The following is a 23,579-nucleotide window of genomic DNA, read 5'->3' on the forward strand; positions in this document are numbered from 1 at the left end:
CAGCACCAAGCATGCTGCCTGCTGTTTGAACTCAGGGGAAAACGTACGTCTTTGCTTGCTCATCAAACACCTCTCCATGGCGAGCATTCTCGCCTAAATTGGTGTCCAGGTACATTAAACCACTACAATTTGCGACCATAGCAGGCCAAGTATTTCAGCTCTTCTCATGCCCGTGGATATGGCGACGGCAAAAATGAGCGGCATTTCCTTGTTCCGGCATTTGCGCAGCTCCGCAAGCAGCGCTTCCTCTTCGTCCGGCGAGATGATCCGCCGTCGGCGCCGCTCGCCGCCCTTCACCTTGGCCTTGTCTGCTTCTGCAAAGGGATTGTGGCCGTTGAGGCGTTTCCACGCCTTGTTGTCCGTGAAGCGCAGCTTGTTGACGACGGCTTGCAGAGCATATATCTCGCGCTTGACCGTGCTCTTCGCCTTGCCCTGCCGCAATCTGACATCGATGTATTCGGTTGTCTCCTGCTCCGTCAGGTCGTCGATATAGAAATCTCCGATCTTTTGCTTGGCGAAGCCCTTGGCATGCTCCCTCAAGCCCGCAAGAGGTCCCGATGGGACGACGAAGCCGCTTTTAATGTAGGAGATCTCAATGTTGCGGCAGCTTTCCAGGCGCGCCCTGGCGGCCTTTGCTGTTTGCTGGACCTTGTCTACGCCGCAATCTATCAATGGGGTCACGTAGGCGCGCAGATAGCTGTCGATGGCATGGCCAAGCGTGCAGCGCCCTTCCATGATGAATTCCGCGGCAAGGCGCTCGATCTCGGAAACCATCAGGCTCGCGCGGTCTCGCCCTTGGGCTATCAGAAGCCTGCCTTGCGGCGTCTTGGTGTCGGCCAAAAATATCTTGGCGCGCTCGAGCTCGTCTTGCCCAAACGAGCGGTCGACAACGAAGTCGCCACGCTCAACGCGCACTCTGTAACGTATGGATTTTGTTTTGTCGGCGTTTTTCCAGTCGATGACCCGGATGCCGCGAGGAATGGATGATGCCATGATTGGCCTTTGGCGTTGGTGGAATCGTTTGTCGAATTCCCCTATTTTTCACCATCAAGCCGGCATTTGCCTATGCCTTGAAACCTGCCGGCGAACGCCAAGACCTTGATTTCAAAGCTTAAATTTGGTGGGAAGTGCAAGTTTCGAACTTGCGACCCCTGCAGTGTGAATGCAGTGCTCTACCCCTGAGCTAACCTCCCGAAGCGAGGCGAATTATCGCATAGGTGTTGCGGCATTCGCAAGGGCCGGCGGCAGGAAATTTGTCGCGGCCGGCATTTTTCTCAGGCAGCCGCTGGCGGTGCCGTGACGGCGCTCCAGATGCACTGGCCTTTGGCGGCCTTGTCCAGGCCGGCGATGGTGGCTTCGTGGGCGGCCAGTTCGTCGGGCGTGGCGCTCTGGAAGATGACTTCGGCCAGGGGCACGATTTCCAGGGTGGCGCCGTCGGCGGCCTCTTCCACTTCTTCCTCCATGCTCAGGCTGTTCTGCCCGCGCGTCATGGCCAGGTAGACGTCGGCCAGCAGTTCGGAGTCGAGCAGCGCGCCGTGCAGCTTGCGGTGGGCGTTGGAGACGCCGTAACGGTCGCACAGGGCGTCCAGCGAGTTGCGTTTGCCGGGATGCATTTCTTTCGCCTGCACCAGGGTGTCGATCACGCCGTGCACCTGCTCGTGGACGGGCGGCAGGTTCAGGCGCTTGAATTCCGCATTCAGGAAGCCGATATCGAAGGGGGCGTTGTGGATGATCAGCTCGGCGTCGGCAATGTAGGCGCGGAATTCGTCGGCGATTTCCGCGAATTTCGGCTTGTCGCTGAGGAACTCGGTGGTCAATCCGTGGACGGCCAGTGCGCCCTCTTCCGAATCGCGCTCGGGATTGATGTAATGGTGAAAATTGTTCCCGGTCAGCATGCGGTTGTTCAGCTCGACCGCGCCGATCTCCAGGATGCGGTCGCCCGTGCGCGGGTTCAGGCCGGTGGTTTCAGTATCGAGAACAATTTGACGCATGGCAGATTCAGTCTTAAAAGCAAAAAGCGAAGGGCACAGTATAGCAAACCTGTGCCCTCCGGTTACGCCCTGCCCGCTGCTGCATGGCAGGAAATGTTGGTTCTCAGGCGCGCACGGTTTCTACGCCCAGGTTGGCCAGCTCATCCGCACGTTCGTTGCCCGGGTGGCCGTTGTGGCCACGCACCCAGCGCCATTCGACCTGATGCACGGCTTGGGCCGTATCGAGCGCCTGCCACAGGTCGACGTTTTTGACGGGGGCCTTGGCCGCCGTTTTCCAGCCACGCGCCTTCCAGCCGTGGATCCATTCGCTGATTCCCTTTTGCACGTACTGGCTATCGGTATACATCACCACCTGGCAGGGACGTTTGAGCGCCGTCAAGGCTTCGATCACGGCCTTCAATTCCATGCGGTTATTTGTCGTATTCAGTTCGCCGCCGTAAATTTCTTTCTTGGCGCCATCGGCTACCATCAGCGCGCCCCAGCCGCCCGTACCGGGATTGCCCTTGCATGCGCCATCGGCGTAAATTTCTACCTTATCCATCTTGCTGTTCCCGCCTTTTATTCGTGACCGGTGCGCCTGCGGGCGCCGTCGCCGGTTTCTTGGTCCACGCCGGACCGATCAAGCGCATCCCTTTGACACGCTTGATCGCCTGCACTATATACACTGCGCCCAGATATGGCCACCAGCGCGCGCCCGCCCTGTCCATGAAGGCGTTGCGGCGCAGCCATTTTTCTGTGCGGCAGGCGGGCGCGTAGCAGCCGAAATGACTTTGGCTGACGCCCATGTTCATTAATTTTAACCAGTCTTTCATGCGCGGCATAGAGATCAGCTCGCCCGCCTGCGGCAGATAATGGCGGCCCGTGACCCGCCCCACCCCCTGGCGCGCGCCCCACAGGCTGGCCGGATTGAAGCCGCAGACGATCAGGCGCCCTTCCGGAATCAGCACGCGCTCGACTTCGCGCAAGACCTGGTGCGGCTCGGCGGCAAATTCAAGCACATGCGGCAAGACCACCAGGTCCAGGCTTTGCGAGTCGAACGGCAACTCGTCAAACGCAGCCACCAGGGTGGTGCGGCTGCCCTGTGGCGGACGCGGTGGCAGGCGCGAATCGAGCAGCCATTTGTTCGGCATGCGGCTGGCAGCCAGCGTATCGAGCTGGGGCAAGCCGATCTGCACGGCATTAAAGCCGAAGATATCGACGGTCAAGCTGTCGAGGCATTGCTGCTCCCAGGCACGCACGTACAGCCCGGCCGGCGTCTGCAGCCAGCCATCAAGCGCTATAATGGATTTTTCGGATGCCACACTGTCCATTCAGTTTTCTCTTTGACTCATGACCCATTCCCCTGAACACGCTTTATCGGTACTTGCCGTGCCCGCCTTTGCCGACAATTACCTGTGGCTGATCCACGACGGCCGCCATGCCGCCGTGGTCGACCCGGGCGACGCCATGGCCATCCTCGATGCGCTCAAGACGCATCAGCTGACCTTGTCTGCCATTTTACTCACGCATCACCACGCTGACCACACGGGCGGCGTGCCTGAATTGTTGCAGCATTTCGCCGTGCCCGTATTCGGCCCGCGCAATGAGGCTATCACAGCCATCACGGAACCGCTTGCCGAAGGCGATGTCGCCTACGTGCCCGAATTGGGCTTGCAGATGACCGTCATCGACGTGCCCGGCCATACCAAGGGGCATATCGCCTACGTACGCCAGCGAACCGAGCACGGCGACGCGCCATGGCTGTTCTCCGGCGACACCCTGTTTGCGGGCGGCTGCGGCCGTTTGTTCGAAGGCACGCCGGGCCAGATGGCCGACTCGCTGGGCAAACTGGCCGCCCTGCCCGATGATACCCAGGTATTCTGCGCGCATGAGTACACCTTGTCCAACCTGCGCTTCGCCAGCGCCGTCGAGCCGGGCAACCTGGCGCTGCAGGAAAGAGTCGCCATCGACACGGAAAAACGCCAGCAAGGCTTGTCCACCGTGCCGTCGACCATTGCCCTGGAGAAGGCCACCAACCCCTTCCTGCGCTACCGCGAACCTGCCATCCTGAACCGCCTGAAGGTGGAAGGCAAGCTGGCCAGCGACGCCTCGCCCGTGGAAGCGTTTGCCGCTTTGCGCATGTGGAAGAACAATTTCTGAGGCCGTTTTTATAAGGCGTTGCAGACATCCATACAAAAAATCCCGGCCGATGCTTGCATGCACCGCCGGGATTTTTTAATCGACCTAGTTGATCAGGATCAGATTTCTTCGTACAGCGGCAAGGTCAGGAACTCGGCGAACGATTCCGATGTCGACATTTCCTCGAAGATCTGGCCGGCGCGCACATACGTCGGGCCGTTGCCGCCTGGCGCATCGCGCTGCACCTTGGCCAGCTCTTCCGGAATCATGGCGCGCACCATCTCGGTCGTGACCTTGCGGCCGTCTTCCAGCACGCCCTTGCTCGAGCGTATCCACTGCCACACTTGCGAGCGGCTGATTTCGGCCGTGGCCGCGTCTTCCATCAGGTTGTGGATAGGCACGCAACCATTGCCGGCCAGCCAGCTGCCCAGGTAGTGGATGCCCACGTTGATGTTGTAGCGCAAGCCCGCTTCCGTGATCGGCGCCTCCGGCTGGAAATTCAGCAAATCCGCCGCCTTGACGTCGATATCGGGACGCTGCTTGTCGATCTGGTTCGGCTTGTCGCCGAGCACCTTGGTGAACTCGCCCATGGCCAGCTCCACCAGGCCCGGGTGCGCCACCCAGCCGCCGTCGTAGCCATCGGTGGCATCGCGCGCCTTGTCGTTGCGCACGCCGCCCATGGCGATGTCGTTCTTTTCCGGATCGTTCTTGATCGGGATCAAGGCCGCCATGCCGCCGATGGCCGGTGCGCCCCGCTTGTGGCAGGTTTTCAGCAGCAGCAAGGCGTAGGCGCGCATGAACGGCGCCATCATGGTGACCTTGGCGCGGTCGGCTAGGCAGAAATCCTTGTCCAGCTTGAATTTCTTGATGCAAGAGAAGATGTAATCCCAGCGCCCCGCGTTCAAGCCCGAGCTGTGTTCTTTCAGTTCGTACAGGATTTCATCCATTTCAAAGGCCGCCAGAATGGTTTCAATCAGCACGGTCGCCTTGATCGTGCCCTGTGGCAAGCCCAGTTCATTCTGCGTCATGACGAAGATATCGTTCCACAGGCGCGCTTCCAGGTGCGATTCCATCTTCGGCAGGTAGAAATACGGGCCGGCGCCGCGCGCCAGCTGTTCCTTGGCGTTATGGAACATGAACAGGGCAAAGTCGAAAATGCCGCCGGAAATGCGCTTGCCATCGACCAGCACGTGCTTTTCATCGAGGTGCCAGCCGCGCGGACGCACGACGAGTGTCGCAATCTTGTCGTTCAGCTTGTACGACTTGCCATTTTGCTCCAGCGAAATCGTCTTGCGCACGGCATCGAACATATTGATCTGGCCCGTCAGCTGATTGTCCCAGTTGGGCGTGTTCGAATCCTCGAAGTCCGTCATGTAGCTGTCCGCGCCGGAATTGAAGGCGTTGATGACCATCTTGCGCTCGACAGGACCCGTGATTTCCACGCGGCGGCATTCCAGCGCTTTCGGAATCGGCGCGATCTTCCAGTCACCGTCGCGGATGTGCGCGGTTTCCGGCAGGAAATCAGGACGCTCGCCCGCATCGAGGCGCTTGGCGCGTTCCACGCGCACGGCCAGCAACTCCTGGCGTCGCGGCTCGAAAGCGCGCGTCAGCTTGGCCACCAGCGCCAGCGCCGCCGGCGTCAAAATCTGTTCATAGCCGGGCTGGATTTCGCCCGTGATTTGCATGCCTTCGGGAAGTGCGATCGTATTCTGCGTCATGAAGTTCTCCGTTTTTAGTAAATATATGCAAAAGTAATCTGGTGATCCAAGTATATGGCAACGATTAGGGCGACTGGCCTGGCGGGGACAAAAAACACTCTGCCAGGCGGCGCGTTTGTCCTATAGTATTGCACTATAAAGCATGGAAACGAGACTAATAATCACTTCATCTATGCGTTTTTATCACAAGTGAGTGCGCGACGGGAGCATGCCATGGGCCAGTTCAGACAAATATCGACCTTCGTGGAAGTGGTGGCCAAAGGCAGCCTGTCGGCCGCGGCGCGCGCCGAAGGCATCGCACCAGCCATGATCGGCCGCCGCCTCGATGCGCTGGAGCAGCGCCTGGGCGTGAAATTACTCCAGCGCACGACGCGCAAGCTGGCCCTGACGAATGAAGGCGCCGCGTTCCTGGAAGATTGCCAGCGCATCCTGGGCGAGCTGGAAGAAGCGGAATCGGCCGTCGCCGAACGCAGCGTGAAGGCCAGCGGCCATTTGCTCATTTCTGCACCGGCCGGCTTCGGCCGCCAGCACGTGGCGCCCCTGATCCCCTCGTTCGTGGCCGAACACCGCGACGTGACGGTGTCGCTGAACCTGAGCGACCGCCTCGTCGACCTGATCGGCGAAGGCATCGACGTGGCCATCCGCATCGCCAGCCTGTCGGACTCGTCACTGGTCAGCACCAAGCTGGCCGATAACCAGCGCGTGCTGGTCGGTTCGCCCGCCTACTTGAAGCGGGCGGGCACGCCCCGCATCCTGGCCGACCTGGCGAAACACAATTGCCTGGCCATCAGCAGCGAAGGCAGCCAGCGGGGCTGGACGTTCCGCGAAAACGGCAAGAACGTGACCCTGAAAGTGACGGGCAATATGGTTTGCAACGATGGCGAAGTGCTGCACGACTGGGCCCTGGCAGGCAAAGGCCTGGCTTGGCGCTCGATGTGGGAAGTGGGCGCGGAAATCGAATCGGGGCAATTGGTGACGGTGCTGGACCAGTTTGCGGCGCCAGGCAACGATATTTATGCCGTGTTTGCCCAGCGCCGGCACTTGCCGCTGCGCATACGGGCGTTCGTGGATTTTTTAAGGCATGCGTACGCGCAGCCCGATTACTGGCGCGAACGGGCTTTCTGATCGCGCCCGATCAGGTCACACCTGCCGCCCGTCGCGCTGTGCGCCCGGCGACGCTCACCGCCTCGGCGGCCCCGCACCGAATACGGTTGCGTTTCTCGGCCACCAATCACTGCCGCTCGCTACGGCGTGATTGGGCGCGGCGACGTTCCAGCTCCCGCTTCAGCGGACGCACGTGGCCAAACACCGCCGGGCGGCATGGGGGGAAGTAGCGTCGCAGCACAGGTCCGCTTGGCGCAGCCCAAGCCGAGACTTCACAGCCCCATGGCGACAGGGAAATGCGGACAGGCCGGCTTACGGGCAAGCGCCAGGCCGGCCTGACCGGCGCTGCGGCGCAGTTACCCGACAATTGGCCGCGCACGGCTCCCCGCGAAGCATCCAAACCCCAGGCCTCAAGGAAATTTGGGCGAAAAAAAAATCCTCGGAGACCGAGGATTTCTTTATTTCGTTTGATCCAGCGTATTAGATTGGCTGAATGTTCGAAGCTTGCTTGCCTTTAGGGCCAGCGGTCACTTCAAAAGAAACGCGTTGGTTCTCTTGCAGGGACTTGAAGCCGTTCGACTGGATAGCCGAGAAGTGAGCGAACAGATCTTCGCCGCCTTCGTCAGGGGTAATAAAGCCGAAACCCTTCGAATCATTGAACCATTTTACGATGCCAGTTGCCATTACAATTTCCTATTTCAGTTAAGTTGGGCTTGCGCCCGTTATATCGTTTGAAGCAAGAAAGAAATGACAGACAAACTGCACAACTACCTCGAATCCAACGATGCCCAATTATACCAACAAAACTGAGAAAAACCATTCTTTCGCAAAATAAACTTGCGAACACTACTTTGATAGCCAAATCCCCGTCTTGCGGCGCCCTGTACCAGCGGCATGGAGACACTATATCCTAATCTGCGATGGCACGGCTTTGCGTTGCATCAAATGAATCATTGCAACCACACCAGCGCATTACTGTCACTCAAACGCTGAAGTGGGTAGCGGCCGCATTGCGCTCTGCCCAGCGCAACAGCGTTCCCACCTGCGCGCTCACGCCCGGCCATTCGGCCAGTACCTGGCCCGGCTCATTGAGCAAGGTGCGCACCAGTTGCTCGATGCGCCGGCATTCCTGGCCCAGCGCGGCGAAGCCGAAGGTGGCAGCCGAACCGGCCACCGCGTGCAGGGCCCGGTGCAAGTCCGTCAGCGGCTCCAGGCGCGGGCCTTCGTTGTCGCAGCGGGCCTGCGCCTGCGCGATGGCCTGCATCAGGGCCGGCACGCCAGCCGCATATTTGTCGTTCAAGGCGCGCAGACGGGCGCGAAAATCCGGATCGATCAAGGTTGCCATTACAGTGGTCGCCGTGATGGTGCTTACTTGGTGCCGAAGATACGGTCGCCCGCGTCGCCCAGGCCAGGCACGATGTAGGCGTGGTCATCGAGGTGCGAATCGAGGGAGGCGCAGAACATCTTGACGTTCGGATGCGCGTTCTGGAAGACGGTCACGCCTTCCGGTGCCGCCACCAGGGCCAGGAAGATGATCTGTTCGTCCGTCACGCCGCGCTTCTTCAGCACGTCGACGGCATACACGGCCGAATTGCCGGTCGCCACCATCGGGTCGCACAGGATGAAGGTGCGCTCGTTCAAGTCCGGCAGGCGCACCAGGTATTCCACGGGCATGTGCGTGGCCGGGTCGCGGTACACGCCGATATGCCCCACGCGCGCCGATGGCACCAGGTTCAGCAGGCCATCGCTCATGCCGATACCGGCGCGCAAGATGGGCACGATGGCCAGTTTCTTGCCGGCGATGACGGGCGCGTCGATGGTGACCAGCGGCGTCTTGATTTCGCGGGTGGTCAGCGGCAAGTCGCGCGTGATTTCGTAACCCATCAGCAAGGTGATTTCCTTGAGCAATTCACGGAAAGTGCGCGTCGACGTATCGTGCTCGCGCATGTGGCTCAGCTTGTGCTGGATCAAAGGATGATCGGTAATGAACAAATTCGGGAAGCGTGGATCTTGTTTCATGTTGTTTTTCTTTCTCTGCTATCTAGCGCGGCGGCATGCATGCACCGCAAGCACGCGATGTGTCGATAAAATCATGGATTGCAGCATTATCCCAGCCCGCAGCCCGCCTGTGGCCGGAATTTTCGAAATAATTGCATGCCGACACCGGGCAAGTTCAATACTCGCGCAGCGCGCGCGCCAGGATGGCCGGGCAATCCGTGCCGGCAGGCAAGCGCCCGTACGCCCCGCCAGGCGCCATCACCAGCCGCGATTGCAGGAACGCTTGCGCGACAAAGGGCGGCGCATGGCGCAGCAGCAAAGCGGCCTGCACGGCCAGCACGATGCGCTCCGATAATTGCCTTGCACCAAATTCATCGCCTTGCGGTCCGTCCAGGTCTTCCAGCAGGCGCGCGCGGTACTCGACAAAGGCGGCGTGCGCATCGCCAGCCAGCGCCAGTTCGGCCGCCAGCGCCGCGCGCGCGGCGGGCGTTTTCCCGAAGGCGCGCAGGACGTCGAGGCACATCACATTGCCCGAACCTTCCCAGATCGAGTTGACGGGCAGTTCGCGGTACAGGCGCGCCAGCGGCGCGTCTTCCACGTAGCCGGTGCCGCCCAGCACTTCCATGGCCTCGGCGCCGAAACCGGGACCGCGCTTGCAGATCCAGTATTTGCCGGCCGGCGTCAGCACGCGGGCCAGCATGGCTTGCTGCGGATCATCCTTTTCATCGAAGCAGCGGGCCAGGCGCAAGGCGAACGCCGTGGCCGCCTCCGATTCCAGCGCCAGGTCGGCCAGCACGTTCTGCATCAGCGGCTGCGTTACCAGCGGCTTGCCGAACACGGCCCGCAGGCGCGCATGGTGCAGCGCCTGCGTCAGGGCCGCGCGCATGATGCCGGCGCTGCCCAGCACGCAATCGAGGCGCGTGTGGCTGGCCATTTCCAGAATGGTGGGAATGCCCCGCCCCGGCTGCCCTACCAGCCAGCCATACGCGTTGGCGAACTCCACTTCCGATGACGCGTTCGAGCGGTTGCCCAGCTTGTCTTTCAGGCGCTGCACGCGGATGGCATTGCGGCTGCCGTCGGGCAGGAAACGGGGCACGAAAAAAAACGACAGGCCTGCACTGCCGCCCCCTTCGTCCGCCTGCGCCAGGATCAAATGGGCATCGCTTTGCGGCGCCGAGAAAAACCATTTGTGGCCGACGATGCGCCAGGCGCCGTCCGCCTGGTCGCCAAACAAGGTGCGCGCCTCGGCCGGCGGCACTTGTGCCGCCCGCGTGGTATTGCTGCGCACATCGGAGCCGCCCTGCTTTTCCGTCATGCCCATGCCGACCAGGGCCCCGCGTTTCTGTTCCACCGGCAAGGAGCGGGGATCGTATTCGCGCGCAAGGATTTTCGGCAGCCAGCGCGCGGCGATCTGCGGCAGCTCAACGGCCTGGCGCAGCGCCGGCACCGAGGCATACGTCATCGTCACGGGACATTGCGCACCGTTTTCCACCTGCCCCACCAATAGATAGGCGGCCGCGCGCGCCACCTGGGCGCCGGGGCCAGGCGCTGCCCATGGCGCAGCGTGCGCGCCGGCGCCGACGAGGATGGCCATCAATTCATGCCAGGCGGGGTGGAACAGCACCTCATCGATGCGCCGGCCGGCGCGGTCGAACTGCTGCAGTTCCGGCCCGTGCCGGTTCGCCTCGCGCGCCAGCGCGTAGGTCGCGGCCTGCCCCAGTTGCTCGCCCAGCGCATCGAGTTCCTGCAGCGCCGCGCCGCCCCCTTCCCGCAGCAGGGCCTCGATCAGGGCAGGGTCGCAGGCAAACAGATTGACGTTTTCAAACGGCGTCGCCTGGTTGAAAACTTCATGCGTGTCAAAGGCATTCATGGGCATCTCCCGCGATTTGTTATCATGGCGCCCTTGTCGCAACTGGCGCACCGTCCACATCGTCCGTGAGCCAGACTAGCGCAAACACGCCGGCGGGGCAAGCGCGCCACGGCGGCGCCCGGCAGGATAAAAATCGGCCAGCACAAAAGCAGGCTGATTTTTTTCATGCAAGGCAGGAATATTTACAAAACCTGAAGCAATGTTGCTCTATTTCATGTAATCGGGTGCTTTTCAATGATACATTTCGTGTGGATCGCGTAGTGATAGCGACCCTCTGCCCGGCAGGGGCAAACAGCACGATGCATTTTTCGTTGGCGCCCTGCCCTGCAGCGGGCGCCAGCACTGATAAAAAAAAGGTAAAAGCCAGCACGATGTTTTCCAGTACCCCATCCGCCGCCCACCGCGAAGCTCGCCACGAGCTGGACAACCTCATGGAAGAGGCTGGCGACGTCGTGTTCCGTCTCGATGCGGACGGCCTGATCCTGTTTGCCAGCAAGCGCGCGGCCACCCTGTTCGGCGCCCCCAACGGCCTGTCCGGCCATTTGCTGCTGCCGCTGGCGGCCGAAGCGTCGCGCGCGGCGCTGCAAGCGGCGCTCGAAGACGCCCTGGAAGAACCGGGCCGCCTGGAGGTGCGCCTGCAAACGCCGGACCAGGAAATCTGGTTCGAACTGCGCCTGTCTTCCTATATGAGCGCGGCCGGCATCGCCGAGCTGCTGGTGGTCGGCCGCGATACATCGGCCCAGCACAACACGGAAGAACGCCTGCGCCACATGGCCACGCACGATGCGCTGACCGGCCTGCCGAACCGATTGCTGCTGTCGGACCGCATCCGCATGGTGATCGCCCAGGCCGCGCGCTCGGGCCAGGGCTTTTCCGTGGCTACCATCGGCCTCGATGGCTTTAAAAAAGTCAACGACGGCCTGGGCCACCCCGTCGGCGACGCCGTGCTGCGCCTGGCCGCGGCGCGCCTGCGCAAGACCTTGCGCGACAGCGACACCCTGGCGCGCGTGGGCGGCGATGAATTCGTCGCCGTGCTGCCTGGCAGCGCCACCGACGCGCAGATCAAGCTGGTGACGGGCCGCCTGCTGGCCACCCTGCAGGCGCCGTTCGAAGTCGACGGCCACACGATCTACGTGGGCGCATCCGTCGGCGTCTCGATCTATCCGCTGCACGCGGAAGACGAAGTGCGCCTGGTGGCGCTGGCCGATGCGGCCATGTCGCGCGCCAAGGAAACGGGCAAGGCCCGCTGCCTGGTGTACAGCCCGCGCCTGAACGGCCCGTCGGAGCACGATATCTCGCTGGAAGCGGCCATGTTCCACGCCGTGCGCGAAGGCGAATTTTTACTTTTCTACCAGCCCATCGTCGACGCCCGCACGCGCCAGATCCAGGGTTTTGAAACCCTGATGCGCTGGAAGCATCCGACCCTGGGACTGGTGCCGCCCGTGCGCTTCATCCCCATCGCCGAGGCGAATGGCCTGATCAATCTGCTGGGCGCCTGGGCGCTGAAGGCGGCCTGCGTGCAGCTCAAGCAGTTCCAGGACGTGGCCAGGCGGCCGCTGTACATCTCCGTCAATATCAGCCCGCGCCAGTTCCGCAACGACAAATTCCTCGACGTGCTGGACGACGCCATCGCTTTTTCAGGCCTGTCGGGCGAACACCTGGTGCTGGAAATCACGGAAGGCACGCTGATGATCGACCCCGTGCATGCGGAAACCATCCTCGGCAAGATGACGGAACGCCGCGCGCGCATCGCCATCGACGATTTCGGCACCGGCTATTCCTCGCTGGCCTACCTGAAGCGCTTTCCCATTTCCGTGCTGAAGATCGACCGCACCTTCATCAAGGATTTGCCCGCATCGAGCAAGGATGCGGCCATCTGCAATACCATCCTCGACCTGGCCAAGCACTTGAATCTGTCGGTGGTGGCCGAAGGCGTGGAAACGGAAGAGCAGATGCATTTCATCGAGTCGCGCGGCTGTCATTATGTACAAGGCTATCTGACGGGAAAACCGATGCCGGCCCACGCCGCGCTATCGGCCTTGAGCGAAAAAACCTATGCGGCGCTGGTGCCCACGCCGTCTGCCCATGAGCTGCGCGGAGGTGTGCAATGAATCCAGGTCATTTCACGGCGCCGACACAGCTCGGCAAAAATACCCTGGACCTGCTGTGGGCGCGCACGCGCCAGCAGGGCGACATGCCCGGCTTCGCCAAGGCCATCAGCGCCATCCTCGGCGCCATGCGCGGCGAGGACGACCACGAATTCGACATCACGCAAACGGTGCTGTCGGACCCTGTCCTCACGCACAAGGTGCTGCGGCTGGCCAACAGCGGCATGTACTCGGCCTTCGGCCAGCGCGTCAACACGGTATCGAAAGCCGTGCTGGTGCTGGGCATCGACGCCATCGGCCACCTGGCGCTGGGACTGAAGCTGATCGAGGAACTGTCGCAAGCCTCGCCCGACTCCGTCAGCGCCCACGTGGAAATGGAAAAAGCCGTGCTGGCCGGGATGGTGGCGCAGCAAGTGGCCACCAGCGCCGGCAGCCTGCAGGCGGAACAGGCCGTGGTCTGCTCCATGCTGCATACGCTGGGCCGCATGATGGTGACGTTCTACATGACGGATTTCTGGGCGCGCATGCAGGCGCACGCCGGCCCGGGCAACGAGGCGGCCGCCGCGCGCGAAATCCTCGGCCTGTCGCTGCCGGAAGTGGGCTATGCCACGGCCGCGCACTGGGGCTTGCCGCAGCACCTGATCAACGGCATGCGTCCGATGGACCCGTCGCCGGACAACGCGCCCGTCAGCGGCGCCGACTGGATGGCGGGCCTGTCGACCATGGCGGCGCGCTGCGCCGACTCGCTGTGGCACGACGATGCGGCCGGCGCGGCGCAAGTGCACGCGCTGATCGACGACTATGCGGGCACGCTGGGCATCACGGCCACCGACCTGGTGGTGGCCGTGGACAAGGCCAAGGCCATGGCGGCAGCCGACCTGTCGATCGCGCCGCTGTCGAAACCGGCCGAACGGCGCGCGCGCCAGCTGGCCTCGACGCGCATGCGCGCCGAGGGCAACCGGGTCTTGATCAGCGGCCTGGCCGACCTGCGCGGCGCCATCGGCAGCGCCAGTCCGGGCCAGATGGTTTCGATGGCGCTGGAAACGCTGCACCAGGGCTTCGATTTTTCGCGCTCGGTGGCGTTCGTGCGCAACCACAAGGATCATTTGTATTCGGCGCGCATCAGCATGGGCGACGGCATGGCCGATCTGCAGGACCTGATGGTGTTTGGCGACGCATATGAACCGAACGTCTTCCACGCGGCCCTCAACAGCGACCGCGTGATCTTCATCGACAATGCGCGCGACCCGAAATTTGCCGCCAAGCTCCCGCAATGGTGGAAGGCCACCCTGTCGGAAGCGCGCAGCTTCGTTGTGCTGCCCCTGTCGGCCAACGGCCATCCCACGGGATTTTTGTATGGCGACTGGGACGACAGCTTCCCGCCGATTCAATTGAACCAGACGGAATTCAACCTGATCAACGATATCCGGGCGTTATTGGTGCAATCGGTGGAGATGCGGCACCAACTGGAGCTGGTGGCGAACAAGGTAGCATGAGAACACCTGACCAAACCTACTGCGCGTCGGTATAGGCGGCCTGCGATGCTCACCGTACTAGCGTACGGTTGCGCTTCTTAGCCACCTCTCCCTTCCGCTCGCTACGGTTTTGTCAGGTGCCGCGAACTTTGTTGTCTAATGAGAAAAACCACATCGACGCGTAGGTCGGGTTAGCCAGAATGGCGTAACCCGACATCACCGCAACACATGGCATGGGGCGCAGGTCGGATCAGGGCCGCAGGCCCGTCATCCGACAACCTTCAGCTCATTTCAACTTCGGCGTCGAAACCGACACATCGCCGCATTGCGCGCGGTGCATCAAGGCGTGGTCGATCAGCACCAGCGCCAGCATGGCTTCGGCGATCGGCGTGGCGCGGATGCCCACGCACGGGTCGTGGCGGCCGAAGGTTTCCACCATCACGGGATTGCCCTCTTTATCGATCGAGCGGCGCGGCGTGCGGATCGACGATGTGGGCTTGATGGCGATCGAGACGCTGATATCCTGCCCCGTCGAGATGCCGCCCAATACGCCGCCGGCGTGATTGCCGATGAAGCCTTCCGGCGTCAGTTCGTCGCCGTGCTCGGACCCCTTTTGCGCCACCGAGCCGAAGCCGGCGCCGATTTCCACGCCCTTGACGGCATTGATGCCCATCATGGCGTAGGCGATGTCGGCGTCCAGCTTGTCGTAGATGGGCTGGCCCAGGCCGACGGGCACGTTCTGCGCGATGACGTCGATGCGCGCGCCGATGGAATCGCCGTCGCGGCGCAACTGGTCCATGGCTTCTTCCATGCGCGCGATCAGGTCCGCATCGCCGCTGGCGGCAAAGAACGGGTTCGCATGCACGTGCTCCCAGGACTGGAACGGCACGGGAATGCCGCCCAGCTGGCTCATGCATCCCTTGAACGTGGTGCCGTACTGCTGCAGCAGCCATTTCTTGGCGATCGCCGCCGCGCCCACCACGGGCGCCGTCAGGCGCGCCGAGGAACGTCCGCCGCCGCGCGGATCGCGCACGCCGTATTTATGCCAGTAGGTGTAGTCGGCATGACCAGGGCGGAAGCTTTCCGCGATATTGCCGTAGTCCTTGCTGCGCTGGTCTTCATTGCGGATCAGCAGCGCGATGGGCGTGCCCGTCGTCACGCCCTGGTAGACGCCGGAGAGAATCTCGACAGTGTCCGATTCCTGGCGCTGCGTCACGTGGCGCGAGGTGCCCGGCTTGCGGCGGTCCAGCTCGGGCTGGATATCGGCTTCCGACAGGACCAGCCCCGGCGGACAGCCATCAATCACGCAGCCGATGGCCGGGCCATGCGATTCGCCGAAAGTGGTAACAGTAAACAGCTTGCCAAAAGAATTGCCGGACATAGTAGGAAGTGTGAAAGACTGGAAAACCCAATTCTACCAGCCTGCGGGGCAGGCCATGCCGCTAATGCCGCGCCAGCGCCCGATATTTACCCCGTGCCGCCGCCCCGCCGCCACTTTTCACCCGCCCCACCCCGCCATTTTAAAATTCCATGTTTTTTTTCGTATGAAAAATACCAAATACGAGTCGCAATCATGCAATGCAAGAAATATTGCCCTACAGAATAGATTTAAAAAAACATTTTGCTTATTAAATAGCTATATACTTGGATCAGAGCGCGGCACACAATACTGAACGCCACACCATATTTAGCCCGCGCCGTATTGATATCGAGTCATCCTGGAGAAGCTATACATGCCCGCACCGATCATCCCCCTTGCCCCCCACAAGGACGATCACGACGACCTGGTATTCCTCGATGAGCAACCAGCTGCGCCGCTGGCGGCCGCGCCGCGCAGCGTGTGGCGGGTGATGATCATCGACGACGATGAAGACGTCCACTCCACCACCACTTTCGCGCTGGGCAACCTGGAAATGCAGCACCGCCCGCTGGAGTTCGTGCATGCCTATTCGGCCGGCCAGGCGCGCGAGCTGCTCAAGCATGAAAGCGACATCGCCGTCATCCTGCTCGACGTGGTCATGGAACAGGACGACGCGGGCCTGCACCTAGTGCGCTACATCCGCGAAACCCTCAAAATGACGGACGTGCGCATCATCCTGCGCACGGGCCAGCCCGGCTATGCGCCGGAAATCGACGCCATCCGCGACTTCGACATCAACGATTACAAGACCAAGTCCGAACTGACGCGCATCAAGCTGTTTACCACCGTGACGGCGGCCATCCGCTCCTACGAACAGATCCGCTCGATCAGCAGCAGCCGGCGCGGCCTGGACCAGATCGTCCACGCCAGCACGCAGCTGATGGCGCTGCACGGCGTGCAGAATTTCTCGGCCGGCGTGCTGGCGCAGATCGCCGACCTGCTGGGCATCCGCGCCGACGGCGTGCTGTGCGTGCAGGAGATGCTCGACAATGGCGGCAAGGAGCTGCTCGTCTCGGCCTGCACGGGCAGCTTTTCCGGCTTGCCGCACAGCGCCCTGTGCGGCCTGCAGAATCCCCGGGTGATGGCGTCCATCGAGCATACGCTGGCGCAGCGGCGCAATGTGTACGCGCACGACTACGCCACCCTGTACTTCGCCGGCAAGGCCAGCCGCGACGCGGCCGCCTACCTGCTGCTGCCGCGCCCCCTGTCCGCCATCGACGAAAGCCTGCTGGAAGTGTTTTGCAGCAACGTCGCCGTGGGCCTGGACAACGTCGAGCTGGTGTCGCACCTGCACAACGCCGCCTTCTACGACCAGCTGTCGAAGCTGCCGAACCGCACGCGCCTGGTGGAAATCCTCGACGCCACCCTGGCCGGCCCCGCGCGCGACGACGCCACCCTGTCGCTGGTCGACCTCGACCACTTTGCCGAAACCAACGATGCGCTGGGCCACCAGTTCGGCGACCTGCTGCTGGTCGCCGTGGCGGGCCGGCTGCAAACCCAGCTGGGTTCGCAATTGACGGTGGCGCGCCTGGGCGGCGACATTTTCTGCGTGCTGGGCGATTCGTCGCAAGTCAATCCGGCCAACATCCTGGCCCTGTTCCAGGCACCGTTCTGCATCGACGGCCAGGATGTGCAGCTATCGGCCACCCTGGGCCTGGTGCGCCTGGGCGAGCACGCGGGCACGGGCGCCGATGCGCTGAAGGATGCCGACATCGCCCTGAAACGGGCAAAAAGCCAGCAGCGCGCCGGCCACTTCTATTTTTCGCGCAGCATGGGCATCGAAATCCGCGAACGGGTGCGCATGATGCACGCGCTGCGCACGGCCTTTAGCCAGGGCCAGCTGTTCGTCGTGTACCAGCCGCAGATCGACCTGACCACGCGCCGCCCTGTCGGTGCCGAAGCGCTGCTGCGCTGGCAGACGCCGGACGGCAAGTTCATCTCGCCCGACCGCTTCATCCCCATCGCAGAGTATTCGGGCATCATCATCGACCTGGGCGAATGGGTGCTGCGCACGGCCTGCCGCGAACTGGTGCAGCTGCGCGAGCAGGGCCACCGCAATTTCGTCATGTCCGTCAACGTCTCGCAAGTGCAGTTCCGCCACCCGCTGTTCCTGGAAATGCTGCGCGCGGCGCTGGAAGAGACGCAGGCGCCGCCCGAATTCATCGAGCTGGAAATCACGGAATCGATGGCCATGGAAGAGCCGGACATGCTGATCAAGATGCTGTGGCAGATCAAGCAAACGGGCGTGAGCATCGCCATCGACGACTTCGGCACGGGCTTTTCCTCGCTGTCCTACCTGCAGCGCCTGCAAGTGGACCGCCTGAAGATCGACCGCGCCTTTGTAACGGAAATCACGGGTTCGGCGCGCGGCAGCAGCATCGCCGAGATGGTCATCCAGCTGGGCCGCAACCTGGGCCTGGCCGTGATTGCCGAAGGCGTGGAAGACGAACGCCAGGCGCAGATTCTGCAGGCGCTGGGCTGCCCGATGGCACAGGGCTTCCTGTTCGCCCGCCCCATGACGGCCACGGCGCTGGGCAATTGGCTGAACAATGAGGCGCTGCAGGGCGCGGCCTAGGCTATCGAGCTGCTTGCCTGCAATGCAAAACGCCGGCTGCTGCCGGCGTTGTTTTTACTGCATCGCAGTCTTTCAGTCCGCCGTTTCGGCTGGCCAGTCGCGGATGTAGGCCTTCAGCATCTGGTTCTCGAAGCTCTGCGCTTCCAGCACGGCGCGCGCCACGTCGTAGAAGGAGATGACGCCCAGCAAGGTCTTGGCATTCATGACGGGCAGGTAGCGCGCATGCTTTTCCAGCATGATGCGGCGCACCTCATTGACTTCCGTATCGGGGGTGACGGTGATCGGGTGGTCATCCATGTGCTTGCGCACGGTGCCGCCGCCGATCTGGCCCGCGTTCTCGTGCAGGGCATTGAGCACTTCGCGGAAGGTCAGCATGCCGACCAGGTCGCCAAATTCCATGACCACCAGCGAACCGATGTCCTTTTCAGCCATGGTATTGGCCGCGTCAAGCAGGGGCTGGTCAGGCGTGACCGTGTAGAGGATATTGCCCTTGACTTGGAGAATTTCAGATACTTTCATATTGGCCGTCCTGTCCGCGTGATTGGTTTTTTAGTTATTCTAGCCCTTACAGCGACTGTAGCCTATGCCTGCGGAAAAATCCAGCCTTGCGCGCAATCAAATCAAGGGGAAAGTCGGGCAAGAAAGATGGCGAACGGATGCGCGGCGCGCCGGGAAGCGCAGCGGTACGGTAGCGTGCGCATCGCCGGCCATCCCCCGCGACGCGCAGTCGCCTTGCTGAGACGGTTTCAGCCCCGGCGGCGGAACCAGCCGGCGATGGACAGGCGTTCGCGCGCCGTCGGCAGCACTTCATGCAGCATCTCGCCCGACAGGAACATGGCCATGCGCCCCGCTACCGGATCGACATCCACCACGGGCGCGCCATGCGGATGCAGGCGCAGTGCGCCGCCGTGTTCCGGCAGCCAGTCATCGTTCAGGTACAGCACGACGGAGACCGTGCGCTTGTCGTCGTCGCGGAAGCGGTCCAGGTGGGCGCGGTAAAAGGCGCCCGGCGCATACAGGGCGAAATGGCTTTCGTATTCGTCCAGGCCCAGGAACAGCTCGCGGTTCAGGGTCTGGCGCAAGGTTTCCATGTGCGCCAGGTAGCTGTCGCAGGCCGCTGACCGGCCCGTTTCCAGCCATTCGATATGGTCGCCGCGGATCTCCGGCTGCAGCAGCGGCGCATGGCCGCTGCCCACGCCGGCACCCTTCATGTTGCCATTGAGCATGGATTGCACGCATTCGGCAGCCAGCTGACGGCTCAGTTCCGGGGGGATGAAATGCTCTTGCATGACCCAGCCTGCGTGGCACAGGCCGTCGACGATAGATGGTCCGGGTACGGCAAGGGCGCCGTCGAACGATATTGCGGGCATACGATCTTTCCTGGTGGACGTGTCATGAGCGTGCGTCTGACTCCCAGGATTTCGCTGACGTGCCGCTGCCCGCCTCGCGGCGCACGCGCGAAGGCCCAGGCAGCGCGAAAATCGCTGACCCGATATCCTACCACCGCCGCCGCGTGGCGGTTACTTTTTTTTGGGACTTCAGGTTACGCTGCCCGCCCGCCGCCACGGCGCCATGCGCCCTGCACAGGAGCCCTTTTGCTCTGCCACAAATCAGGTTACGATCTTGCCACTATAAAAACTTGGCGGAGACACCATGAGCGGCCCGAAATACCCCGGCTTTGACACTTTATCCCTGCATGCGGGCGCGACGCCCGACCCGGCCACGGGCGCGCGCGCCACGCCCATCCATTTCACGTCCTCGTTTGCCTTCAAGAGCTCGGACCATGCGGCCTCGCTGTTCAACATGGAGCGGGCCGGCCACGTGTATTCGCGCATCTCGAATCCCACCACCGCCGTGCTGGAAGAGCGCATCGCCGCCCTTGAAGGGGGCGTGGCCGGCATCGCCACGGCCAGCGGCCAGGCCGCCATGCACCTGGGCCTGTCCACCATCGCCGGCGCCGGTTCGCACATCGTCGCCTCGCGCGCCCTGTATGGCGGCTCGCACAACCTGCTGGCCTACACCCTGAAACGCTTCGGCATCGAGACGACGTTCGTCGACCCGCGCGACGCAGATGCGTGGCGCGCCGCCATCCGCCCCGAAACAAAAGTGCTGTTCGCCGAAACCCTGGGCAACCCGGGCCTCGACGTGCTCGACATCCCCCGGATTGCCGCCCTCGCCCACGAGCACCACCTGCCGCTGCTGCTCGACTCGACCTTCACCACGCCGTATCTGCTGCGCCCTTTCGAGCATGGCGCCGACCTGGTATTCCACTCGGCCACCAAGTTCCTGTGCGGGCACGGCACGGCCATCGGCGGCTTGCTCGTCGATGGCGGCACCTTCGACTGGCAGGCGGCGCATGACAAAACGGGGCGCTACGCCGAATTGTGCGAGCCGTATGACGGCTTCCACGGCATGGTCTTCGCCGAGGAGTCGACGGTGGCGCCGTTCGCCCTGCGCGCGCGGCGCGAAGGCTTGCGCGATTTCGGCGCCGTCATGAGTCCGCACAACGCCTTCGCCGTCCTGCAAGGCATCGAGACCCTGGGCCTGCGCATGGACCGCCACGTGGCCAACACGCGCAAGGTGGTCGACTTCCTGCTGGCCAACCCCGCCGTGGAATCCGTGTCCTATCCCGAACTGCCGTCGCACCCCGACTACGAGCTGGCGAAGACCCTGCTGCCGAAAGGCGCGGGCGCCGTCTTCACTTTCAACCTGCGCGGCGACCGCGCGGCGGGCCAGCGCTTCGTCGACAGCCTCAACATATTCTCGCACCTGGCCAACGTGGGCGACGCCAAGTCGCTCGTCATCCACCCCGCCTCCACCACGCATTTCCGCGTGCCCAACGAGCAGCTGGAACAGGCCGGCATCACGCAAGGCACCATGCGCCTGTCCGTGGGGCTGGAGGACGCGGACGACTTGATCGAAGACCTGGCCCGTGGCCTGAAACTGTCGCAGAAAGGCGCCTGAGATGCAGTTCACCATCGATAACACCACGGCCTACTGCTACACGGGCAGTAAAGTTTTTAACCCAAGTCAGCCGACGGCCGTCTTCATCCACGGCGCGCAAAACGACCATAGCGTGTGGGCGCTGCAGACGCGCTATTTCGCCCACCACGGCTGGAACGTGCTGGCCGTCGACTTGCCGGGCCACGGCCGCAGCGGCGGCGCAGCGAAAGCCAGCGTCGCGGCACTGGCGCGCTGGATACTGGATGTGCTGGACGCGGCTGGCGCGGCCAAGGCCATGCTGGTCGGCCACAGCATGGGCTCATTGATCGCGCTGGAAGCGGCATTCCTGGCGCCCGGGCGCATCAGCCACCTGGCCATGCTGGGTTCCACCTACCCGATGAAAGTCTCGCCGGCCCTGCTGGAAACGGCATTGAACGATGAGCAGGCGGCCATCGACATGGTCAATATCTGGTCGCATTCCTCGATCGCGCAAAAGCCTTCGTTCCCCGGCCCCGGCTTCTACGCCATGGGCGGCGCGCGGCGCCTGAAGCAGCGCATCGCCGCCCTCAACCCCGATCACGTGTTCCACACGGATTTTTATGCCTGCAATGCCTACGCGAACGGCGAAATCGCCGCCGCTTCGGTACACTGCCCCACTTTATTCATTTTCGGCGCGCGCGACATGATGACGCCGCCCAGGTCGACGCGGCTGCTGACGTCAAGCATCGCGCACGGCAAGGTGGTGCAGGTCGACAGCGGGCACGAATTGATGGCGGAACAGCCCGATGCCGTGCTCGATGCGCTGTTCGCCTTCGCACAGTCGGCCCCGGCATGAGCGCGCGCTTTTTTTAGGATAGATGGACCATGTTGTTGAATACCCTGTTTGACGAATTGACTGGCCGCGGCAGCGGCACCGAGGCGGCGCGGCACGCGCGCTATGAGTGGCTGGAACAGCTGCGCTGCACCAATCCCGACGCGGCCGAAGGCGGTGCCATGGCCGGCATCCCCGGCCACCACTGGTACCGGCTGCCGCAAGCGCTGCGCGTGGCCGGCCAGCAAACGGATCTGCTGGTCGGCACCCTGAACGCCCAGTACCTCGTGTTTGCCGGCCGCCACGCTGCCGCGTTCGCGGCCGAACTGGGGCTGCAATACGACGCCAACAACCGCATCGACCGGCCCGGCGGCCTCGATGAACTGCTCGACGCCTATGCGGAACAGCCCGACGACAGCTGGAACACCTTGCCATCGTCGCGCATGGAAGCGACACTGGCGGGCTGGGACGACGTGTATTTCCGCGTGCGCGACCTGAGCGACGGCAAGGCCATCCAGAGCGTCACCACCATCGCCTATGAAAGCAGCCGCTTTCCTGGCTATACCCTGCTGGGCACCACCCTGGTGGGAGCGGGCGCCATCGCCCACGACGACGAAACGGCGCAGTATCTGCAGCAGGTGTTCGCCGACTGGACCATCCAGCGCGCATGCGCGGAAAGCTGTTTGCCATCCGTGGCGGCGTGGCCGCACGCGCCGCGCCAGGCGCCGCCCGCCGCTTTTGATTTTGCCCGCAACCTGCGCTACCTCGACGCCCTGCTGGCCGCCTACGGGCACGCGCAGGCACGGGCGGAAAGCGACGGCGGCGATTGTGCCTACTGGGCCTGCGCGGCCGCCAGCGCGGCCTACCAGGTGTTCTCGCTGCGCTACACGGCGGGCCTGCCCTTGCCCGAAGTAGAAACGGCGCTGGAGGCGGCCATTGCCGCCTGCGAAGCGGCGCGCGCAGCCCTGGCCGACGCCTACGATGACGACGCCCTGCCCGCCTTCGACTTCGAACAGCTGACCGATTACGCACGCACCCTGCAGCTGCTGGGCGCCGTCCTGCTGTTCGGCCGGCATGACCTGGCCGCGCGCCTGGCCGCGCTGCAGACGGCCTTCGATGGCGAAGACGGCGTGTACGAGGCACTGCTGTCGGCCGCCGATCCGAGGCGCCCCGCCGTCGACGAGTGGTATTTCGCCGAACCCTACTCGTCCCTGTACGACTGCCTGCACGCGGACGATCCCGCGCAGCAGCTGGCGCACCTGCGCCATTACCTGGCCAGTTGGCACCCGGCGCTGGTGCAGGAAGACTGGTTCAATGGCCATTTGCGCACGCAGGGCCTGGGCGGCTACTACGGCCTGTGGGCCTTCGAGGCGGCCGCCGCGGCGCAACGCCTGGGACTGGAGCGCGGCGCGCTGGCGCACTGGCTCATGCCGCCAACACCCTGAATA

The 23,579-nt window shown here is 63.1% G+C and carries 20 protein-coding genes and 1 tRNA gene; 8 read left to right on the forward strand and 13 right to left on the reverse strand.

What is annotated here, in order from left to right:
• Positions 1-114: 114 nt before the first annotated feature.
• The 5 genes from ACZ92H_RS04490 to ACZ92H_RS04510 all read right to left on the reverse strand — a co-directional run bounded on the left by ACZ92H_RS04490 (position 115) and on the right by ACZ92H_RS04510 (position 3,301).
• A complete protein-coding gene (locus ACZ92H_RS04490) occupies positions 115-993 on the reverse strand; it encodes a site-specific integrase (RefSeq protein ID WP_465048468.1) in 879 nt (292 codons plus the stop codon).
• A gap of 125 nt (positions 994-1,118) precedes the next feature.
• Positions 1,119-1,193, reverse strand: a tRNA-Val gene (locus ACZ92H_RS04495).
• 81 nt (positions 1,194-1,274) lie between these two features.
• Positions 1,275-1,991: a DNA polymerase III subunit epsilon gene (dnaQ, locus tag ACZ92H_RS04500; protein ID WP_131375420.1), complete on the reverse strand. Its 717-nt coding sequence runs from the start codon at positions 1,989-1,991 to the stop codon at positions 1,275-1,277.
• A gap of 103 nt (positions 1,992-2,094) precedes the next feature.
• Positions 2,095-2,532, reverse strand: a complete 438-nt coding sequence (gene rnhA, locus ACZ92H_RS04505; protein WP_131375418.1) for a ribonuclease HI — start codon at positions 2,530-2,532, stop codon at positions 2,095-2,097.
• Complete coding sequence (locus ACZ92H_RS04510) at positions 2,525-3,301, reverse strand: class I SAM-dependent methyltransferase (protein ID WP_465048470.1); 777 nt, start codon at positions 3,299-3,301, stop codon at positions 2,525-2,527. The genes rnhA and ACZ92H_RS04510 overlap by 8 nt, the downstream gene beginning before the upstream one ends.
• 19 nt (positions 3,302-3,320) lie before the next feature.
• On the opposite strand from ACZ92H_RS04510, the gene gloB reads away from it, so the two are divergent.
• Positions 3,321-4,130 carry a hydroxyacylglutathione hydrolase gene (gene gloB / locus ACZ92H_RS04515; RefSeq protein WP_465048471.1) on the forward strand — a complete coding sequence of 270 codons (810 nt, stop codon included), beginning with the start codon at positions 3,321-3,323 and terminating at the stop codon, positions 4,128-4,130.
• A gap of 98 nt (positions 4,131-4,228) precedes the next feature.
• On the opposite strand, the gene aceB is transcribed toward gloB, so the two are convergent.
• Positions 4,229-5,827 (reverse strand): malate synthase A, encoded by a 1,599-nt coding sequence (gene aceB / locus ACZ92H_RS04520; protein ID WP_465048472.1) that lies wholly within the window; start codon positions 5,825-5,827, stop codon positions 4,229-4,231.
• A 213-nt stretch (positions 5,828-6,040) separates the two neighbouring features.
• On the opposite strand from aceB, the gene ACZ92H_RS04525 reads away from it, so the two are divergent.
• Positions 6,041-6,952, forward strand: coding sequence for a LysR family transcriptional regulator (locus ACZ92H_RS04525; protein WP_465048473.1), 912 nt, complete (start codon positions 6,041-6,043; stop codon positions 6,950-6,952).
• Between the two features lie 459 nt (positions 6,953-7,411).
• Here the strand turns inward: ACZ92H_RS04525 and ACZ92H_RS04530 are convergent, their stop codons facing one another.
• The 4 genes from ACZ92H_RS04530 to ACZ92H_RS04545 all read right to left on the reverse strand — a co-directional run bounded on the left by ACZ92H_RS04530 (position 7,412) and on the right by ACZ92H_RS04545 (position 10,799).
• On the reverse strand, positions 7,412-7,615 hold the full coding sequence (locus tag ACZ92H_RS04530; RefSeq protein ID WP_010398811.1) for a cold-shock protein: 204 nt from the start codon (positions 7,613-7,615) through the stop codon (positions 7,412-7,414).
• 298 nt (positions 7,616-7,913) lie between these two features.
• Complete coding sequence (locus ACZ92H_RS04535; RefSeq protein WP_131375408.1) at positions 7,914-8,276, reverse strand: Hpt domain-containing protein; 363 nt, start codon at positions 8,274-8,276, stop codon at positions 7,914-7,916.
• Positions 8,277-8,299: 23 nt separating this feature from the next.
• Positions 8,300-8,950: a uracil phosphoribosyltransferase gene (gene upp, locus ACZ92H_RS04540; protein WP_010398816.1), complete on the reverse strand. Its 651-nt coding sequence runs from the start codon at positions 8,948-8,950 to the stop codon at positions 8,300-8,302.
• Between the two features lie 154 nt (positions 8,951-9,104).
• Entirely contained in the window at positions 9,105-10,799 is a 1,695-nt protein-coding gene (locus ACZ92H_RS04545; RefSeq protein WP_465048474.1) for an isovaleryl-CoA dehydrogenase, read from the reverse strand.
• A gap of 371 nt (positions 10,800-11,170) precedes the next feature.
• Here ACZ92H_RS04545 and ACZ92H_RS04550 point away from each other — a divergent pair, with 371 nt between their 5' ends.
• A complete protein-coding gene (locus ACZ92H_RS04550; RefSeq protein ID WP_131375405.1) occupies positions 11,171-12,910 on the forward strand; it encodes a putative bifunctional diguanylate cyclase/phosphodiesterase in 1,740 nt (579 codons plus the stop codon).
• A complete protein-coding gene (locus ACZ92H_RS04555) occupies positions 12,907-14,403 on the forward strand; it encodes an HDOD domain-containing protein (protein ID WP_131375403.1) in 1,497 nt (498 codons plus the stop codon). The genes ACZ92H_RS04550 and ACZ92H_RS04555 overlap by 4 nt, the downstream gene beginning before the upstream one ends.
• A gap of 265 nt (positions 14,404-14,668) precedes the next feature.
• Here the strand turns inward: ACZ92H_RS04555 and aroC are convergent, their stop codons facing one another.
• Positions 14,669-15,763, reverse strand: coding sequence for a chorismate synthase (gene aroC, locus ACZ92H_RS04560; RefSeq protein ID WP_131375401.1), 1,095 nt, complete (start codon positions 15,761-15,763; stop codon positions 14,669-14,671).
• 352 nt (positions 15,764-16,115) lie between these two features.
• On the opposite strand from aroC, the gene ACZ92H_RS04565 reads away from it, so the two are divergent.
• Positions 16,116-18,377 (forward strand): putative bifunctional diguanylate cyclase/phosphodiesterase, encoded by a 2,262-nt coding sequence (locus ACZ92H_RS04565; protein ID WP_131375399.1) that lies wholly within the window; start codon positions 16,116-16,118, stop codon positions 18,375-18,377.
• Between the two features lie 72 nt (positions 18,378-18,449).
• On the opposite strand, the gene ACZ92H_RS04570 is transcribed toward ACZ92H_RS04565, so the two are convergent.
• Positions 18,450-18,896 carry a CBS domain-containing protein gene (locus tag ACZ92H_RS04570; RefSeq protein WP_092709205.1) on the reverse strand — a complete coding sequence of 149 codons (447 nt, stop codon included), beginning with the start codon at positions 18,894-18,896 and terminating at the stop codon, positions 18,450-18,452.
• A 227-nt stretch (positions 18,897-19,123) separates the two neighbouring features.
• Positions 19,124-19,747, reverse strand: coding sequence for a 2OG-Fe(II) oxygenase (locus ACZ92H_RS04575; protein WP_465048475.1), 624 nt, complete (start codon positions 19,745-19,747; stop codon positions 19,124-19,126).
• 283 nt (positions 19,748-20,030) lie between these two features.
• Between ACZ92H_RS04575 and ACZ92H_RS04580 the strand changes: the two genes are divergently transcribed.
• The 3 genes from ACZ92H_RS04580 to ACZ92H_RS04590 are packed head-to-tail and all read left to right on the forward strand — an operon-like array spanning position 20,031 to position 23,576.
• A complete protein-coding gene (locus ACZ92H_RS04580) occupies positions 20,031-21,341 on the forward strand; it encodes an O-acetylhomoserine aminocarboxypropyltransferase (protein WP_465048476.1) in 1,311 nt (436 codons plus the stop codon).
• A gap of 1 nt (position 21,342) precedes the next feature.
• A complete protein-coding gene (locus tag ACZ92H_RS04585; RefSeq protein WP_465048477.1) occupies positions 21,343-22,155 on the forward strand; it encodes an alpha/beta fold hydrolase in 813 nt (270 codons plus the stop codon).
• Between the two features lie 29 nt (positions 22,156-22,184).
• Positions 22,185-23,576, forward strand: a complete 1,392-nt coding sequence (locus ACZ92H_RS04590; RefSeq protein WP_465048478.1) for a PoNe immunity protein domain-containing protein — start codon at positions 22,185-22,187, stop codon at positions 23,574-23,576.
• Positions 23,577-23,579: the final 3 nt, after the last annotated feature.

Source organism: Janthinobacterium foliorum (genome assembly GCF_978021625.1).

Bases quoted from the DNA above. Each gene is read 5' to 3' on its own strand.
- ACZ92H_RS04490 (WP_465048468.1), bottom strand. From the start codon at position 993: ATGGCATCATCCATTCCTCGCGGCATCCGGGTCATCGACTGGAAAAAC.
- dnaQ (WP_131375420.1), bottom strand. From the start codon at position 1,991: ATGCGTCAAATTGTTCTCGATACTGAAACCACCGGCCTGAACCCGCGC.
- rnhA (WP_131375418.1), bottom strand. From the start codon at position 2,532: ATGGATAAGGTAGAAATTTACGCCGATGGCGCATGCAAGGGCAATCCC.
- ACZ92H_RS04510 (WP_465048470.1), bottom strand. From the start codon at position 3,301: ATGGACAGTGTGGCATCCGAAAAATCCATTATAGCGCTTGATGGCTGG.
- gloB (WP_465048471.1), top strand. From the start codon at position 3,321: ATGACCCATTCCCCTGAACACGCTTTATCGGTACTTGCCGTGCCCGCC.
- aceB (WP_465048472.1), bottom strand. From the start codon at position 5,827: ATGACGCAGAATACGATCGCACTTCCCGAAGGCATGCAAATCACGGGC.
- ACZ92H_RS04525 (WP_465048473.1), top strand. From the start codon at position 6,041: ATGGGCCAGTTCAGACAAATATCGACCTTCGTGGAAGTGGTGGCCAAA.
- ACZ92H_RS04530 (WP_010398811.1), bottom strand. From the start codon at position 7,615: ATGGCAACTGGCATCGTAAAATGGTTCAATGATTCGAAGGGTTTCGGC.
- ACZ92H_RS04535 (WP_131375408.1), bottom strand. From the start codon at position 8,276: ATGGCAACCTTGATCGATCCGGATTTTCGCGCCCGTCTGCGCGCCTTG.
- upp (WP_010398816.1), bottom strand. From the start codon at position 8,950: ATGAAACAAGATCCACGCTTCCCGAATTTGTTCATTACCGATCATCCT.
- ACZ92H_RS04545 (WP_465048474.1), bottom strand. From the start codon at position 10,799: ATGAATGCCTTTGACACGCATGAAGTTTTCAACCAGGCGACGCCGTTT.
- ACZ92H_RS04550 (WP_131375405.1), top strand. From the start codon at position 11,171: ATGTTTTCCAGTACCCCATCCGCCGCCCACCGCGAAGCTCGCCACGAG.
- ACZ92H_RS04555 (WP_131375403.1), top strand. From the start codon at position 12,907: ATGAATCCAGGTCATTTCACGGCGCCGACACAGCTCGGCAAAAATACC.
- aroC (WP_131375401.1), bottom strand. From the start codon at position 15,763: ATGTCCGGCAATTCTTTTGGCAAGCTGTTTACTGTTACCACTTTCGGC.
- ACZ92H_RS04565 (WP_131375399.1), top strand. From the start codon at position 16,116: ATGCCCGCACCGATCATCCCCCTTGCCCCCCACAAGGACGATCACGAC.
- ACZ92H_RS04570 (WP_092709205.1), bottom strand. From the start codon at position 18,896: ATGAAAGTATCTGAAATTCTCCAAGTCAAGGGCAATATCCTCTACACG.
- ACZ92H_RS04575 (WP_465048475.1), bottom strand. From the start codon at position 19,747: ATGCCCGCAATATCGTTCGACGGCGCCCTTGCCGTACCCGGACCATCT.
- ACZ92H_RS04580 (WP_465048476.1), top strand. From the start codon at position 20,031: ATGAGCGGCCCGAAATACCCCGGCTTTGACACTTTATCCCTGCATGCG.
- ACZ92H_RS04585 (WP_465048477.1), top strand. From the start codon at position 21,343: ATGCAGTTCACCATCGATAACACCACGGCCTACTGCTACACGGGCAGT.
- ACZ92H_RS04590 (WP_465048478.1), top strand. From the start codon at position 22,185: ATGTTGTTGAATACCCTGTTTGACGAATTGACTGGCCGCGGCAGCGGC.